Source organism: Microcoleus sp. B6-A1 (genome assembly GCF_036705085.1).
Taxonomy (GTDB): Bacteria; Cyanobacteriota; Cyanobacteriia; order Cyanobacteriales; family Microcoleaceae; genus Microcoleus.
In genome coordinates this window covers 13,332-29,472 of record NZ_JAUBTU010000087.1, presented here as the reverse complement: position 1 = coordinate 29,472, position 16,141 = coordinate 13,332, and the positions used below count along the sequence as shown (strand labels likewise).

Below are 16,141 nucleotides of genomic sequence, written 5' to 3'. Positions count from 1 at the left end.
AAACCTTTTAAGTGGACATATAAGGGTAAAGTCTTGGCTGTTTAATAGTCTGTGTATTTACGCCGAGCTGTACTAGTCAATTTGTATTTCATTTTTTGGTAAAATTAGCATAAAGATATTTCAGCGTAAATAAGCTCTATTTTAACTGAAATCTTGCAGCATTTATCGTAGGGTGCGTCAGTCGGGAATTTCTTTGGGGAGTCAGAGACTGTTTACTGACGCACCTTACCGACTAATTATCGGCGCCTCAACTTAACATCAAATGCAGTACCAGTATTGTTGGTAAATCCGACAGTCCGACAGGGAATGAATTCCCAGTCTCATAGCAAAAGTTCTCTCAAAGAGGACTGAAATAGATCGTATTTTTCCTCAAAATCTACAGTCGGTTTTAACCGACAGCCCGACAGGGAATGAATTCCCAGTCTCATAGTAAAAGTCCTCTAAAAGAAGACTGAAATAGATCGCACTTCCCGTCAAAATCTACAGTCGGTTTTAACCGACTTTCGCTATGAGGCAGGGAATTCATTCCCTGCCGGATTGTGGGAAAAGCGCGTATTTGCTGGCACTAAATTATTACAAATTCGGAGTCTTTCTCCCCGCCTTCTGCACAGGAATAGCAACCACCTGCGGTTTCTTCTTCGCTGCAAATATCCCGAAGAAATCGTGCAGCAAAATGTAAAAACACGGAATAATAAACAGCGTCAGCAGCGTCGCCAGCGACAAACCGGAAAACACCACCACACCCAAAGGTTGCAAGAATTCCGAACCGTCTCCAATGCCCAAAGCTAGGGGAAATAAACCCAAAACTGTCGTAATAGTTGTCATCAAAATCGGACGCAAGCGCTGAGGTGCCGCCCTCAGAATTGCTGTGGCGCGATCGACCTTTTCGTCTTCATGAATTTGGTTCGCCAACTCCACCATAATAATCGCATTATTCACCACAATTCCCACTAGCAAAATCGCCCCCACAATCACCGTTGCGCCGATCGCAGTTTTAGTCGCATACAGCCCGAAAATCCCCCCAGCCAAAGCCAGCGGCACCGTTAACATAATCACCAGCGGATCGACAAGCGAATTGTACTGCACCGCCATCACCACAAATACCAAAAACGCCGCCAAAGAGCCCAAAACAATCAGCGAACTTTGCAATTCCCGGTTAGTTTCCGCCGCCGAACTCGGTATAACTCGTACTCCTGGTGGCAATTTGATTTCCGACAAAACTGCATCCACTTGTTTCAAAGCATCGCCCAAACTCGCGCCCTTATTAATATTCCCAGCAATCATGAAAACTTGGCGCTGGTTAAGCCTTTGAATTTCCCCAGGCGCTTTTCCAAGTTCAATATTCGCCACATCGCTCAAGCGGATAATGCTGTTATTCCTAGCAGTTAAAGGGATAAATTTTAGTGCAGAAATCGATTGAACAGCAGCGCGGTCGAACTGTACCCGCACATCAACCAAACGGTTTCCCCGCTGCAATTGCGTAGGAACAGAACCTTGAATTGCTGTCTGAATCGCCTCTCCAATTTGCCTCGCATTCAACCCGTAGATTTCCGCTTGTTCCCAGTTGGGGCGAATCTGCACTTCCGTTTGCTGCGGGTCTCCATCCGGGCGAAAAGTAGCTAACTTTACCTTCTCATCCAAAGTTGCCAATATCTCGCGGCCAGTTTGCTGCAATATTTGTTCGTTTTCGCCCTGAAGCAGGACATCAACTTCAGCCCCGCGCACTGGCGAATTAGTTAAAACCAAACCCCGCACATTTTCTGGATTCAGACGCAAACGAGTATTTTTAGGCAAATCAATTTTTTTATTCAATTCTTGCGTAACTCGCTGCACAAAATCCAATGTATTGGTGCCAGGTTTCAGCGTAATGTTGCAGCCGCCGCGCAGCACATTCTCAACCGTATTGTTGCCGAACAACAGCCCGCCCACCGTCGTCAAAGTGTATTGAGTTTCTGGTTGGCTGAGGATAATTTTATCAGCTTCTGCCATGATTCTTTGGTTGGTTGCCAAATTTGTGCCAGCCGGAAACAAAGCAAACAATCTCGCTTGACCGGTATTAATTCTGGGCAATATTTCCTGGGGAATTTGACCAGCCATCAGCCAACTGCCGCCACCCAATCCAATAATCGCTACTGCAATGATAATCAACCGCCACCGCACTATGCCCGATAAAAATTTACCGTAACCGGCGGTAGCATTGGTAAAAGCTCGATCGAATGCGCGCAGTGGCCAAAAGTTGCTCAAACCGCTGGATACCCGCAGCGCTAGCAGCCGAGAAGCCATCATCGGTACAACTGTCAATCCGACAATCAGAGAGGCGGCGACGGAAAAGCTGATGGTGAGAATTAATTCGTTGAAAAGTAAGGAAACTAAGCCGCCGATGAGCAAAAATGGCAGTACGGCAACTAAGTTAGTGATGGTGGAAGCAAATAAAGCCGATTCTAATTCTTGGCTACTTTTTTCTGCTTGCTGCATCAACTGCTTGTTACTTAAGCGCTGCTTGCCGTTTGCACTGTTTTTATTGCTGGTTCCTTCGACAATATTCTCCAGCATCACGATCGAGTTATCGACCACAATTCCCACACCCAGCGCCAAACCACCCAAACTGAAAACGTTCAGAGATAGGCCAAAAACTCCCATCAGGATAATCGCCATTAAAGTTGCGAGGGGAATTGCCAGGACAATAATCAAAGTTTGGCGAAGGGAAGCGAGGAACAGCAAAACTGATGCCCCCGCTAAAACAGCCCCGGTTAAACCAGAAAATAGGACATTGCTAATAGAATCGCGGATGAACTTAGACTCGTCGAAGGTATTGACGATAGTCGTACCTTCGGGAATTGCCCCGGATGCTTTTAATTCTTCTAGCCGCTTTTTGATGCCGTCTACAACTGAGATTGTATTCGCGTCCGGCTGCTTTTGAATGCTAATTTTTACTGCTGCTTTCTGATTGAGAAATACTTTAACTCGTTCTTCTTCTGTACCGTCAATTACCTGAGCAAAGTCTCGCAAAAATACTCGTTTTGGCGGATTAGAACCCGATGCTTGAAAAGAAATTGCCTGAATTTCTTTCGCATTCTTAAATCGCCCGACGGTACGGGTTAAAGGTTCCGCTGCTTCTTGCCGCAGCCGCCCGCCGGAAGTGTCGAGGTTGCGGGATTCAAGGGCTGATAAAACGTCGGAAATACTGACACCTAAAGATTGCAAGCGATTTAAGTCAATATTTACTTGAATTTCTTCTTGCACGCCGCCGGCAACGTCAACTGCTGCTATTCCAGGAATTACGTTTAGTTCTCTGGATAATTCTTCGTCGGCAAATACGCGCAAATCAACTCCTTGCAAGGAGTTGGAAGTGAGGGCAAATTCGTAAATCGGCTGCTGGGAAGGGTCAACTTTAAAGAGAGTGGGCGATTCAACTGTATCGGGAAGTCGGTTGCGGATGCGGTTGACAGCGGCGGTGGCGTCGTTGAGGGCCTGGTCGATGTTGCCCCCGGGTTTGAAGAATAAATCGACGCTGACTTGTCCTTCGCGAGTCCGCGAGAAAACTTGCATGACGCCTTCAGTGGCGGAAAGTCCTTGTTCGAGGGGGCGGGTAACTTCGTCTATTGCTACTTCTGGGGAGACGCCTGGGGCGTTTAAGCGCACGCCGATGCGGGGATAGGTGATGGATGGTAGCAAGTCAACGGGCAGTTGCGTGATGTAGAAAAAGCCCACGATTATGATAGCAAGTGTCAGCATGAGGGTGCCGATGTGGCGACGAATCGCGGTCGCGCTAATGCTGAATCCGGGTTTGTCGGGGGTCATTTGATTTTAGATTTTAGATTTTAGATTTTAGATTTGAAAAGTTTACCCAGTCAGTCACCCTGCAAAGGAATGAATCGCGGGACTGGCGACTAAATTGTTTTCGGTCAGGCTTTATTGTGTATCGGGAGTGAGAGAATATTTACGCTCCGCACCTGACAAGTAGTATAATAAATTTTAATAAATTGTGAAAAATGTTTTTTTGAATATTCCTTTAGAGGTAGTCGATCGCCCAAAACGCAGATTGCCAGAAATTGCGATCGGCTTTTGAATCTCTGTAAGTTATCGCAATCAGGAACAGGCAAGATGCCTGTTCCACAACAAATAAACTTTCTTGTGGAACAGGCATCTTGCCTGTTCATAAAGTCTTCTTCCCTTTTCCCTCTTCCTTCTTCCTTCTTCCCTCTTCCTTCTTCCTGACATCCGTTACATCCGTGGAGCGAATCCGTTGCCGAACTTCCTTCTTTTACTGTACTTGAGATCCGTGGGCGCGGGGGTCAGAGCTACTTGTTTTCACCGGCCCTGTGGGGGGAGTAAAATTAGAAACTTGACCGCCTGCTTGGGCGTGTGGCAGAGGTTTTCCTGCAATTAAAGCTTCTAAGTTAGCTTCCATAATACTGCGCGGCATTTCGCCCATCGTTTCAGCAACGGCGCTGCCTTTATCGTTCAAATAGACAAAGTGCGGGATGCCGTCTACTCGATATTTTGTGATTTCTGGCAGCCATTTGTCATTGTCTACATTCAGCATCACAAAATTCATCGGTTCGGCGTATTTCTGTTTGATTTCGCTCAGATCGTTAGCCATTGCCTGACAGCTACCGCACCAATTGGCATAAAATTCCATGAGTGTCGGTTTGCCATTTACCAAAGCTGTTTCTAATGGCGTTGAAGCTTTTGCCATGTCGGTGAGACTGCTTGATGGCGTTTGGGTTTGCAGCCCGAAGAAGATGGATATTGAAAGGGCGATCGCTGTTAACACGATCAATAAGTTTCTGAGGCGCGTGGCGACTTTTGTTTCGGGATTTTTGGCGACGGGGGCGACAGTTGACTTGGGGGAATTCTGGGTCATAAAATAAATTGCGCTTTGATTTCTATGTTTTTATTTTAAATAATAGATTCAGATTATAGCACATTTTGAGATAATCAGACCCATCTCATAAAAATTTGTGCTAAAGGCAGTAATTAGACCAAGTGCGCTAAAACATAAGATAACAAAGATTGTTTGTAAATTACCGAGGACTTGCAGGGTGAAAAAACGGGTAACACTGACGTTTCCCCAACGATCGATCCAAATGCCTGTCACCTATCGACTGGCAAAGGATTTTAATGTTGCAGCCAACATTATCCGCGCTCAGGTGGCTCCCAATCAAGTGGGCAAACTGGTGCTAGAGTTATCAGGGGACATCGACCAACTAGAAGCGGCGATCGACTGGATGCGATCGCAAAATATCGGCGTTTCTCTAGCCAGTCGGGAAATACTCATAGACGAAGATATCTGCGTTGACTGCGGTTTGTGTACGGGGGTTTGCCCGACAGAAGCCTTGACCCTTGACCCAGAAAGCTTTAAACTAAGTTTTGCTCGATCGCGCTGTATCGTTTGCGAGCAGTGCATCCCTACTTGTCCGGTGCAAGCTATTTCTACTAACCTCTAGGCCCTGTACAAAGTCATCGGGAGCATCATCTTTTTTTGCCTGGTTCTCCTAATTTGGCCATTGGATGAAAAAAAACTCTTGGGTTTCCCTAACTCTACTTTTTGTTACTTATTTCACTTTTGGCTGGAAATTATCTGAGTTTGATGTTCCCCCGCACCTGACTTGGTTTCTAGCCATAGCTTCAATTCTCGTGTTGGCTGCAGCCTTGTCCTTCCCGCTGAGAGACATAAAAGCCTTAATTTTGCGGTGGTTTTCGAGTGATATCGGTGCTTTTCTTTCTATTATTGTAGGAGCTTTTGTGGCAGTGGTAGTTTTTGCTTGGCTGCACCTTTTTGCTACTTGTTTACTCTTGATTTCAGCCGGAGCTTTGGCAAGACTCGATATTCAAATGTCTGGTTGGAAAAATTGGCGGGCTTTTGCGGTATTAGCTACCATTTCTTTAACAGGTGTGGGGCTGGGTGGAGCGATCGAGTTTTGGTCAAGGACAGGCAGGGTCGTATTCTTTTAATGAGGAACGGGAAATTCATCCAACCAAATTCTATAACTCGCAACGGATATTTAGCCGAAAACTATCAGATCGCCCATCAATAAATACAGCTTATTTTTTTTCAATCCCCCTCCCCCGGATTAATTCCCGTTCCGCGCCGTAATCATAGCAGTTTTCAATCCTCGTGAGGTACAGCTTGTCAATGGCTGATTCCCCGCTGGTTGTTACCAATGCCCCATTCCCAACTACCCATTCCCCATTACCAATTACCAATTAACGACGAACCTGGAGGGGAACTGAAAACCGCTATGGCAGTATTGAGGTTTAGCCACTGTTGCTCAAAATCTTATTGCCAAAATCCCGCAAGTCCCGCAGCCAAAAACTCATCGCAATAAAAAAGCAGCTTTAGGGAGCTGCTAGTCAGAATGCATGAGGTATTGTTTTTAGAATAAGGCACGTTGAATTCGATCGGTGCTGGGTTACATTTTTTGATACGAGAGAGTTGATGAGGGAATGGACGATCGTAAAATCGTCACATAGCAGAGTATCATTGATGCTAAATTTCCCGACAATCAAGTTAGCGTTTAACTGTCCTTGCGCCCTACAGCCCTTCAGCGGTGGGGCCCTTTTATTTTTAGGGATAACTCAATAGCCGACTTTAACGAATCAGATGAGTCTGGCATTAGTTCTTGTATAAAATCTCCGCATCACCACATCCTCATACTGATAAAAGTTACGCATCATATCAAGTCAAACCCGGTGGATTGCAAAATATTGGGTGGTTAAACGGACACACTCAGACAAATATCAGTATTTTCACCCAAGTCATATCGTTTCCGGTTGTATCGGAATGATTTAACCGCAGAGGGCGCAGAGAACGCAGAGGGAGAGAATACAGAGAGGAATAATTCCGATGCTACCGGATTTGATATCATACCATTTTAGATTTTAGATTTTAGATTTTAGATTTTGGGAATGACAGAGGAAGCTTGTGGTTTAGAGTTTGCGTAGGGTTGCATTATTTTTTTGAACTGGTATCAAAAGTCCTCAGAAAACTGTTATTTTCTTAGAAACTCGATTTGTGAATGTATCAATTGAGATCGGGCCCGGTTTGTGGTTTGATAACTTTTTGGATTTCCTCGATCGCCCTAGTCGCCACTGCTTCAGGCCTTTCGCCCACACCAGCATAGACTCGGACATCTGCTTGAGTGTAGAAACGCTCTCGCTCTTTAAAAAGGCTTTGCAGCTTAGATTTGATCTCGCCCTCCTGCAGTAGGGGTCGAGCGGTGTCCGAACGCAGTCGATCGTACAATTGATCTACAGGCACATCCAACCAAACCACTACACCGTAGTGCAAGTAACCCCAATTCATCGATCGGGTCACAATGCCGCCGCCAGTAGCCACTACCGAATTTTGATACGCAGACAATTCCCCCAGCACTTTAGTTTCTAGTTCCCGAAAAGCCTCTTCCCCTTCTCGCTCGAAAATCTCAGCAATTGACTGATTAGCAACTCGAACAATTAGTTCATCAGTATCAAAAAAACGGTATTTTAATTTTTTTGCCAAAATCCGCCCCACCGTTGTTTTCCCCGCACCCATCATCCCGACAAGATAAATATTTACTCCCCTCAACCCATCCACTGCCAAATCCTCCGATATTTTTCTATTTTTTCAGGTTAATCGATCCGCCACTGAGGCCATCATCGTCATCAAACTCATCACCCTCATCCAATCCCCAATCATCCTCTGCTTCTGCCATAGGATTTATTGGTGTTTCATCAGCGGGTTTAGGTATCGCCTCTTGGGGGGGAACGATCACCCGATACTCTGCATCGTATACAGACTCTGTTTGTCCCACCCCAGACTGGTTTGGATCTCGATAGCCGTAAGAATATACTGAGCCAGCCCAAGACTTGCTTTTCGGTTCCTGCTGAGCTTCGTAAGCCCTCGGATTTGCCGCTGGAACATCATTTACCTGCGGTCGATCAGGAAAATCGCGATCGTCCCCCCAATCGTCATCACCCCCTTGAGAGCCGGATTTTGAGCCATCTGAGACCCAATCGTCCTCATCGTCTGCTGCTGCATAAGTCCCCGGTTGAGCGTAATCCTTCGCCCCATAAGGGTTCGGAGTTTCTTGCTGGAAAGTCCGGGCATTGTAACCAGCCGACGTGCCGTACTCTGTTCGGTAGGAACCAGCAGCCTGAGTTTGGCTATTTTCCCTATTCATATCCGGGTCAATTTCCTGTTTTCTCGGAGGGGGAGGCGGCGTGTAAGGTGTTCTCCTGTCCTCTGGGAAAGTATCGGGACCGCTGCGACTGTCGCCGCCGGCGCGGTCTCGCCTTGGAGATAGATAATTTGAAAAAGCCAGCAAACCAGAAATCAATAAAGACGTGATAGCTCCCACCGCCATGCTCAGCAGAATCCAGATAGATAAAGGCAAAGCAGGCGATCGAACTCCCAAAAACACCAGCGATAATGCTGGCTCCACATTTTGCAGGGCAAAAATAGTCAGCCCCACCACAATTACTAGCAAAAATACAGGTCGCATATTAAAAATATTGGTAATTGGTAATAGGTAATTGGTAATTGCTAATTAAAACTAACAAATCATCAATAACAAACTGTCAACTGTCAACTGTCAACTGTCAACTGTCAACTGCCAACTGTCAACTGTCAACTGTCAACTGTCAACTGTCAACTAACTCCCTTCTTCTTCCTTCCAGCGTTTGAGAGGAACGCAATCAATCCCCAACTGGTCTAAAGCGCGAGCCACCACAAAGTCTACCAAATCTTCAATAGTTTGTGGATTGTGATACCAAGCAGGAATCGCTGGTACAATTCTAGCTCCAGCTTCCGCCAAGGTAGTCAAATTCCGCAGGTGAATCAAGCTAAAAGGCGTTTCGCGAGGCACAAGTACCAATTTTCGCCCTTCCTTGAGCTGAACGTCGGCTGCTCTTTCGAGCAAATCCGAGCTCAAGCCAGCCGCCAATTTCCCCAGCGTACTCATGCTACAGGGAATAATGATCATCCCTTGGGTACGAAAGGAGCCACTAGCAATATTAGCACCGACATCTTGCCAGGGATGACACCGAAGTTTACCCATTGTGGCTACTCCTGCTTGTTCCCGCCAGAATTCCTCTTGTAGCGTCGGCTCGGCGGGCATTCGGGTGTTCTGTTCGCTTTGCCAAACCATGTAAGTAGATTTGGAAGCGACCAGTTCGATCGCGCGATCGGCTTCCAACATAAACTTCAGAGTTCGCACCGCATAAATCAGTCCCGATGCACCGGTAACTCCTACAATCAGGGGGTAGTTATTCGTCATTAGTTATTTTTTAGTTGACGGTTGACTGTTAGTAATTAGTTGTTAGATCAACTTTTTTAGCATCGGAGTTATTCATAAATCTCTTATCTTCATCTGCGTGAATCAGCGTCCCTCCCTTGTCATCGGCAGTTAATAAATTCTCTTTTTTTTTACCGCAGATATAGGCAGATTAACACAGATTAACGCAGATAAATTATATAAATTCCGGTTGCACCGGCCGTGATTGTTGACTTTTGACTGCATTTGATGCCCGACGATGCTATCGGATTTGATATTAGTCCTTAATTATTTATTGAGGATTGCTGAGTATAGTTGGCAGCCCACTTCTTAATACTTAGTTGCCAGACAATGACAACTAAGTATTGAGAAAAGCTAACAGTCAACAGTCAACAGTCAACAGTCAACTGTCAACTGTCAACAGATTATTCATCATCATCAAAAGCTTGACTGCCGCCGCCAACTGCAACTAAATCAATTTGCTGGCGGTAGTAGTCAACACTCTTGACTTGAACTTCTACCCGATCGCCCAAACGGTACTGATTGCGGTTTTTGCGGCCCACCAGAGTTTGCTGGCGCGATCGATATTCGTACCAATCATCCTTCAGCGAAGAAACGTGTACCAATCCCTCAACTCGCAAGATGTCGCTCTCCGGCGGCCGCACCTCAATTTCCACAAAGAAACCGTAAGACTGCACCCCTGTAATCAAACCCTGGAAAGTTTGACCGGTGCGTTCTTTCATCAATCCGGTTTTCTTCAATCCCTGCAAATCGCTTTCGGCATCCTCAGCAACCCTTTCGCGTTCCGTCAGGTGTACCACGGCCGATGCAAACTCTGTCTCAAATTCGTGGTGCAAATCTGGGGGGAGAACATTCCAAGTAATTTGACCGTGACAGGAGGAATGGTGCAAGTCAACTTTTTCCTTAGCCCGTGTTGTGCGGCTGCTGCGCCCTTGCTCGAACACCGCTTGCAACACCCGCAGCACCAGCAAATCGGCGTAGCGGGAAAGCGGCGAAGTGCAGCGCGTGTAACCCTCTGACAGCCCCAAACCGAAGTGTGGCTTGGGAGTGGTGCTGTAAACAGCGGGCTTCATGGTGTCTTCTAGGAGGTAGGTGAGAACTCTTTCGGACTTCAGGCCGGCAAACTGCTGGGTAAATCGCTGAAAGTCCAAGGGCAAAACTTCTTCTTCGGTTTCGAGATACAGTTCGCCTCCGAGGTTGTTGGAGAGTTTGATGAACTCTTGAATGTCTGCCGGGTCTGGCATCGGCTGGACGCGGTAAATTGCTGGGACTCCCAAGGCTTGCAGGTGAGTGGCGACGGCTTGGTTGGCAAGTACCACCAACTCGGAGACAGCCGACTGAACGGGGGGAGCTGTTGCAAAAGCTCCTAATTCGCCTTCGTCGTCGAAGTGAGAGTTAGCGTCGGGCAAATTTAGTTCAAAAGCTCCCCGCTTGAGCCTTGCCTTTCTGGCAGCCTGTGAGGCAGCCGACATTTGATCTAGGAAAGGACGGAGGGCGGATGATAAAGGGTGATCTTCGGCCTCGCCTGGTTCGAGAATTGCTTGAGCTTGCTGGTAGGTGAGGTGGTAGTCAATTTGAATGACGCTGGCTTGAATTTCGTATTCTAAGAGTTCTCCAGATTCGTCTAGGGTGAGCAGTATGCTGAAGGTCAGCCGTTCGGTATCTGGCAGCAGAGAGCAGCGCTCGTTGAGGGTTTCTGGCAGTACGGCGATGATTTTTTCTCCCAGATGGGCGGCGGTGCCTCGCTTGCGGGCTTCGCGGTCGATCGGGGTTTCTGGCTGCACGTACTCGGCGGCGTCGCTGATGTGGATTCCTATTTGCCAGCGGCCGGGCTTCAGGGTTTCGATCGACAAAGCGCGTTCCACTGGCGGATCGGACAGGAATGATGTCGGATCAAACTCGTTTTCGCCTCCTCCTTCGGAGAGATTTTCCTCCTGGAATCGAGGGGCATCGTTTTCGCTGTTGGTTGTTCCCGGTTCGTTTTTGCTGAAGCTAACAGTCAGAATGTTACGCAAGTCTAGCCGTTTTTTGATGTCTGTTTTTTTGACTTTGCTCGGCAAATTTTCGGCTGCTTTGATGACGGCGGCGGGGAACGATCGCGGTAAGTCGTGTTTGCAGCATACGATGTCGAGGTCGTCAGCGGCTTCGGCGTCGGAACCGAGTACCTGTACTACTTTGCCGACTGGGCGATGGGTGCCAAGGGGGTAGCGTTTGACTTCGACGTGTACTAGGTGGTCGATCGCCTCTTGGAGATTTGTGCCATTTGCGAGCAAGTCTAGTTCAAACAACAGGCGATCGTCTAGGGGGATTGCTCTGTAGCTGACGCGGCCGGTGGGGGTGGCCGTTTGCTTGACTCGCGCGAGTACCGAGGGGTTGGCGCGTTCGAGGATGAGCATGACTTCGCCTTCGGGCGATCGGCGGCGGCTACCTTCTTTGATAATTTTGACTAATACTCGATCGCCATTCCAAGCTGTCGAGAGGTGACTTTCCCGCACATAAACGTCTTCTGAGCCTTCGGCGTCTTGAATTGCAAAGCAAAATCCTTTGCTCGAACAGCGCAGTTTTGCTTCTACTACGTCGTCTTCAGCTACTCGGCGATAGCGGCCTTTGTCTTTGACTAATATGCCAATTTTCTCTAGAGCTTCTAATGCGATTTGAAGTTTGAGTTGACTGGTGGCGTCGTTGCAGTCGAGTTTTTTCTCCAATGCTTTAGGAGCCACTAATTTGTCTTCTGTAAAATTTGCCAGCAGTGCAGCGATAGAAAATTCCATGTAGCGATCGATCCTCTTGTTTCCAGCAATTAGTCTAATTTTGGCGAAATCAGCCGCACCCCCTCGGGCCCTCGCAGTGCCTGCTTCCCAACAAATACGCGGGTTGATAGGTGGAGACGCGAGCACAGCCACCTTGTTTGATCGCGAGGTTTTTTTGAGATTCTCTCCCGACACCGGCTTCGTGCTAATTGTCTGCTGTCTGTCTTGAACTGACTGCTGACGGTGCAGACAACTGTCCCGCACGCTATTCCCCAATACAATTTTTTAGCGTTGGTTTGTTTGCTTTTAGGTCAGCAGCGCCGAGCACTTCGCAAATTAGAAAGCCCCTGTCGGTTCTTAAAAGATGGCTCGATACTGAAAGCGACGGCTTGAGTCGAGGATGAGCCGATGGAGGGATGGAGAGGGATAAAATTTGCATTTCTTCCTTCTGCCTTGTTCCTTCTGCCTTGTTCCTTCTTCCTTTTGAAGTGCCTCTTGCTTCTTGCTTTAGCAAAGAATTTACCGGATCTTTAAGGCAAAATTGCTAGTAGCTCGCTGCTGCGATGCCCCTGTTTTTTTGCACGCGATCTGTCCTTGCGGACGGAGGTGCAACGAGCGGGTCGGGAGCAATCTGTGCTGTAGAAAGTGCAGGTACGCAAACCGGAGACTTTTACTACTTTTGCTTAGTTGCTGTGTCATCTCCTATAGGTAGAAATGACGCCCGGTGCTTGTTAGCTTAAACTGCCGGATGTGGGATGGGGTTTAGTGGCGTGTAAGGTTGCGCGGATGACTCACCTTTAATTTATTGTATGTTGAATAGGTGCTTTCAGAAAATTGTTTTCTCAGGGCTGTACTACACTTAAGTCATAAGCCCCCTCTGGTTTCGGGGTCAAAAAACTATGTTTGCTGAATTTCGCGCCCTTTATCCCGCTGGACAGTTAATTTGTGAGTTGCTGACTGTTCATCACGGTAAGTTTGTTGTTCGCTGTCTGGTTCAGGTTGACGGCAAAACTCTGGCTACGGCTATGTCGGCTGCTGAGTCTGTTGAGGATGCTGAAGACCGCGCCCGGTTGCGAGCGATCGCTGTTCTTGGATCTGCTGCGCCCGATCGTGCGATCGCGACTGTTGATCCGGCTCCGGTTGCTCCGGTTGCTCCGGTTGCTTCGGTTGCTGCTGTTCCCCCTCCTCCTGCCGTTTCCCCGGTTGCTGCTGTTCCCCCTCCCCCTCCTCCTGCTGTTCCGGTTCCTGTTGGGCCGACAAGTGTTCCTCTTCCGGTTCTAGAAATGCCTGTTGCTGACAAATTGCCTGAAACATATCAAAGCAATTTTGTCAAGACTGAAGCGAAATTAAATGAAGAGCCGATCGCACCTGTACCTGCACCGCTGCCGCCAACGGTCGATCGCGTCGAGGCTACTGGGTTTGTACCAAAGCAGTTAGACTCAGACGCTTGGCTTTCTTCTAGCTACGGCGAACCGATCACGGAACTAGAGGTGCCGACTGCTAGCCAAAGTGAACTGCTACAGGGTGCGGCCGAAGTCAGGGAATTGCAACCGATTGCAGTGGGAATCCCCAGCGATGCGATCGAGGATAATTCGGATACGATCGCCCAAATAGACGCCATCCTCAAACGCCTGCAATGGAAGAAAAAACAGGAAAGCGACTGTCTCGAACACAATTACGGCAAGTCGTCGCAGAGAGAGCTTTCTAGCGAACAGTTGGGAGATTTCCTAGAATATCTGGAAATCTACAGCAGAACTACTGAGGAAATCAAGCGGTTGGGCTGGACTCCCAACCAAGGAAAAGATTATCTCAAACAAGGTTATGGCAAAGAAGCGCGGCACTTCTTAAATCGAGAAGAATTGTTCGACTTCCTGCAATATCTCGAATCTTTGCCCTAGGAATTCGGCAACTAAACAAGGCGCTGGAGGCTATTAGATTAAAGAAAACGGGTTTTTTACAGAGATTAAGGCTGAGAACCAAAGATTAGGGTAAAAAACCCGGTTTCTCGCCCCCCGTTGCTCCCGGATTAAAGAAACCGGGTTTTTTACAGAGATTAAGGTTGAGAACCAAAGATTAGGGTAAAAAACCCGGTTTCTCGCCCCCCGTTTATCCATTAAAGAGCTACTTTTGAACGTTAAAAATTAAAAATCAAAAATGAAGAATATTTCCTCATTTTTGATTTTTAACTTTTTATTTAGACGACAGCGGCGATCGGGCGGCTGGCGGAAGGACGGCGATCGATCACTTGATCGACTAATCCGTAGTCCTTTGCTTCTTCAGCGGACATGAAGAAATCCCGTTCGGTATCTTCTTCAATGCGGGAAAGCGGCTGACCGGTATGGTTGGCAAGATGTTCGTTCAGGCGGCGTTTGTGGTACAAAATCTCTTTAGCCTGAATTTCAATATCGGTTGCTTGTCCTTGAGCTCCGCCTAGAGGTTGGTGGATCATAATCCGGGAGTGAGGCAAACTCATCCGCTTGCCTTTAGCGCCGGCACTCAACAGAAAAGCGCCCATGCTGGCAGCCAAACCGAGACAAATAGTGCAAATGTCGGGGCGGATGTGGTTCATCGTGTCAAAAATGCCCATACCTGCTGTTACCGAACCCCCTGGGGAGTTGATATAGAGGTAAATATCTTTCTCCGGGTCTTCGGCGTCTAAAAATAGCAATTGGGCAACGATCAGGTTAGCCAAGTCTGAGTCAACCTGTTGGCCCAAGAAGACGATGCGATCGCGCAGGAGTCGCGAGTAAATGTCAAAGGCGCGTTCGCCGCGACCGGATTGTTCTATAACTGTTGGGATCATTGACGCCTGCCTGCCTATTACGTATCTTTTTTTAATTTTAGCGACTAGGGCTCAGTTATAGTTAGCGATCGGTGGCGTGCGATCGAGAAATCGGCAAAATCCTTAAGCTGGGCGGGGTTGGGGCGGTAATTTGTGGAAGTTGTGGCGGGGGTGCGATCGGATTTCCGATCCTGCAGGCGATCGATTTTGAGGAAACGGACATCAATCAACGTTGTTTTGTGGCGATCGTATCATTGAGAGAAGTGAAATCGCTCGATCGCGGCTGACAGTAGGAAAATGGTCTAAAAATTCATCGACCGAATCACCAGCTTCGAGACAATCAAGCACAGTCTCGATCGGGACGCGAGCACCAATAAAGACAGGAGTTCCACCTAAAATATCGGGGTCGCTATGAAAGATAGTAGCTGCGTATTGCAAAGAAAAGGCTGTGACATCAAGACAATCTTCTTCACTCCAGGTATCACTTTGCTCGAACGATCTGTTAGTTTCCATCGCTAAATCCCCACTGGATTTTTATAGATTATATCTTTGCTAGGATTACTGGTAGCGGGATTTCTTTGATTTAATCACCTCAATTACATTGTCGTGTCTTTTCCCTTCAATAATATCCTTGAGATGAATCTGTCCGTTGACGTACTGAACGTGGATGCGCCAGCCTGAGACTTTATCAATATCAGCACGATAAACTGCCTGCTTCACACCCTTAACTTTATGCAGTCTCGTTTTGGGAAATTGTCTCGTCCTGTGACATTCCTGGTCTTCAAGTTCTGCTAAAGCTTCCAGAAAACTAATCTTTAGCTAGTCATCTGGCAAAATTTTCATAGCTTCGTAAATAATGCCATATTCATCACAGAGAATAAGGTTTTGCGCCATAACTTAAGCTGATTATATCTAGGCAGTTTCTCGATCGCGCTGAAGTAGGTCTTGATACAAAGACTCTGCTACACCCTTATACGCTCGATCGAGTTCGTCGTGTTGAATTGCTCGAAAAAGAGTAAAAATAGCTTGCCCAAAAATTGGGTCTTCGTCAACCGCCAAAACCACTCTTAGTTTTTGAGAAATTCGTAGCGTATAAAGCGAAGACTCGTAACCATTCAGGTCTGACGATAGCGGGAGACGACGCAGCTTGCGATACACATTTGATTTTTGAGTAGGAAAAAGGCTGGCACAATAATTAATTTTTTGAATTACTGCGGCTTTCTCATCTTCATTTAGCAGCGCAATATCTTTCTCAAATTCCCTTGTTGACTCAATTAGAATATCCACGTCAAAAACCGTAAAAAATATATAAACATTATACTACAAACAGC

Annotated in this window: 15 protein-coding genes; 3 read left to right on the top strand and 12 right to left on the bottom strand. The window is 47.2% G+C overall.

What is annotated here, in order from left to right; genetic code table 11:
• Positions 1-573 precede the first annotated feature (573 nt).
• The 3 genes from QUB11_RS25060 to QUB11_RS25050 all read right to left on the bottom strand — a co-directional run bounded on the left by QUB11_RS25060 (position 574) and on the right by QUB11_RS25050 (position 4,867).
• Positions 574-3,801 carry an efflux RND transporter permease subunit gene (locus QUB11_RS25060; RefSeq protein ID WP_333391966.1) on the bottom strand — a complete coding sequence of 1,076 codons (3,228 nt, stop codon included), beginning with the start codon at positions 3,799-3,801 and terminating at the stop codon, positions 574-576.
• A 211-nt stretch (positions 3,802-4,012) separates the two neighbouring features.
• The gene (locus QUB11_RS25055; protein ID WP_333206487.1) at positions 4,013-4,147 is read right to left on the bottom strand and encodes a hypothetical protein; all 135 of its coding nucleotides are present in this window, start codon (positions 4,145-4,147) and stop codon (positions 4,013-4,015) included.
• Between the two features lie 117 nt (positions 4,148-4,264).
• Entirely contained in the window at positions 4,265-4,867 is a 603-nt protein-coding gene (locus tag QUB11_RS25050; RefSeq protein WP_333391964.1) for a thioredoxin family protein, read from the bottom strand.
• 178 nt (positions 4,868-5,045) lie between these two features.
• On the opposite strand from QUB11_RS25050, the gene QUB11_RS25045 reads away from it, so the two are divergent.
• Positions 5,046-5,450, top strand: coding sequence for an NIL domain-containing protein (locus QUB11_RS25045; protein WP_190741019.1), 405 nt, complete (start codon positions 5,046-5,048; stop codon positions 5,448-5,450).
• Positions 5,451-5,514: 64 nt separating this feature from the next.
• Positions 5,515-5,958, top strand: coding sequence for a hypothetical protein (locus QUB11_RS25040; RefSeq protein WP_333391962.1), 444 nt, complete (start codon positions 5,515-5,517; stop codon positions 5,956-5,958).
• Between the two features lie 1,069 nt (positions 5,959-7,027).
• Here QUB11_RS25040 and QUB11_RS25035 read toward each other — a convergent pair.
• From QUB11_RS25035 to QUB11_RS25020, 4 genes are all read right to left on the bottom strand, one after another.
• The gene (locus tag QUB11_RS25035) at positions 7,028-7,579 is read right to left on the bottom strand and encodes a shikimate kinase (protein WP_333206493.1); all 552 of its coding nucleotides are present in this window, start codon (positions 7,577-7,579) and stop codon (positions 7,028-7,030) included.
• A gap of 22 nt (positions 7,580-7,601) precedes the next feature.
• Positions 7,602-8,486: a LapA family protein gene (locus tag QUB11_RS25030; RefSeq protein ID WP_333206494.1), complete on the bottom strand. Its 885-nt coding sequence runs from the start codon at positions 8,484-8,486 to the stop codon at positions 7,602-7,604.
• 150 nt (positions 8,487-8,636) lie between these two features.
• The gene (locus QUB11_RS25025) at positions 8,637-9,260 is read right to left on the bottom strand and encodes a flavin prenyltransferase UbiX (RefSeq protein WP_333206495.1); all 624 of its coding nucleotides are present in this window, start codon (positions 9,258-9,260) and stop codon (positions 8,637-8,639) included.
• A gap of 422 nt (positions 9,261-9,682) precedes the next feature.
• Entirely contained in the window at positions 9,683-12,049 is a 2,367-nt protein-coding gene (locus tag QUB11_RS25020; RefSeq protein ID WP_333206497.1) for a ribonuclease R family protein, read from the bottom strand.
• 878 nt (positions 12,050-12,927) lie between these two features.
• On the opposite strand from QUB11_RS25020, the gene QUB11_RS25015 reads away from it, so the two are divergent.
• Positions 12,928-13,926 (top strand): hypothetical protein, encoded by a 999-nt coding sequence (locus QUB11_RS25015; RefSeq protein ID WP_333206498.1) that lies wholly within the window; start codon positions 12,928-12,930, stop codon positions 13,924-13,926.
• Positions 13,927-14,222: 296 nt separating this feature from the next.
• Here QUB11_RS25015 and clpP read toward each other — a convergent pair whose 3' ends face one another.
• The 5 genes from clpP to QUB11_RS24990 form a co-directional block, all read right to left on the bottom strand.
• Complete coding sequence (gene clpP, locus QUB11_RS25010) at positions 14,223-14,831, bottom strand: ATP-dependent Clp endopeptidase proteolytic subunit ClpP (RefSeq protein WP_006635758.1); 609 nt, start codon at positions 14,829-14,831, stop codon at positions 14,223-14,225.
• A 61-nt stretch (positions 14,832-14,892) separates the two neighbouring features.
• Positions 14,893-15,033, bottom strand: coding sequence for a hypothetical protein (locus tag QUB11_RS25005; protein WP_333206500.1), 141 nt, complete (start codon positions 15,031-15,033; stop codon positions 14,893-14,895).
• Positions 15,033-15,323: a DUF433 domain-containing protein gene (locus tag QUB11_RS25000; RefSeq protein WP_333206502.1), complete on the bottom strand. Its 291-nt coding sequence runs from the start codon at positions 15,321-15,323 to the stop codon at positions 15,033-15,035. The genes QUB11_RS25005 and QUB11_RS25000 overlap by 1 nt, the downstream gene beginning before the upstream one ends.
• Positions 15,324-15,368: 45 nt before the next feature.
• Positions 15,369-15,530, bottom strand: coding sequence for a hypothetical protein (locus tag QUB11_RS24995; protein WP_333206504.1), 162 nt, complete (start codon positions 15,528-15,530; stop codon positions 15,369-15,371).
• 192 nt (positions 15,531-15,722) lie between these two features.
• Positions 15,723-16,097, bottom strand: a complete 375-nt coding sequence (locus QUB11_RS24990) for a hypothetical protein (protein ID WP_333057898.1) — start codon at positions 16,095-16,097, stop codon at positions 15,723-15,725.
• Positions 16,098-16,141: the final 44 nt, after the last annotated feature.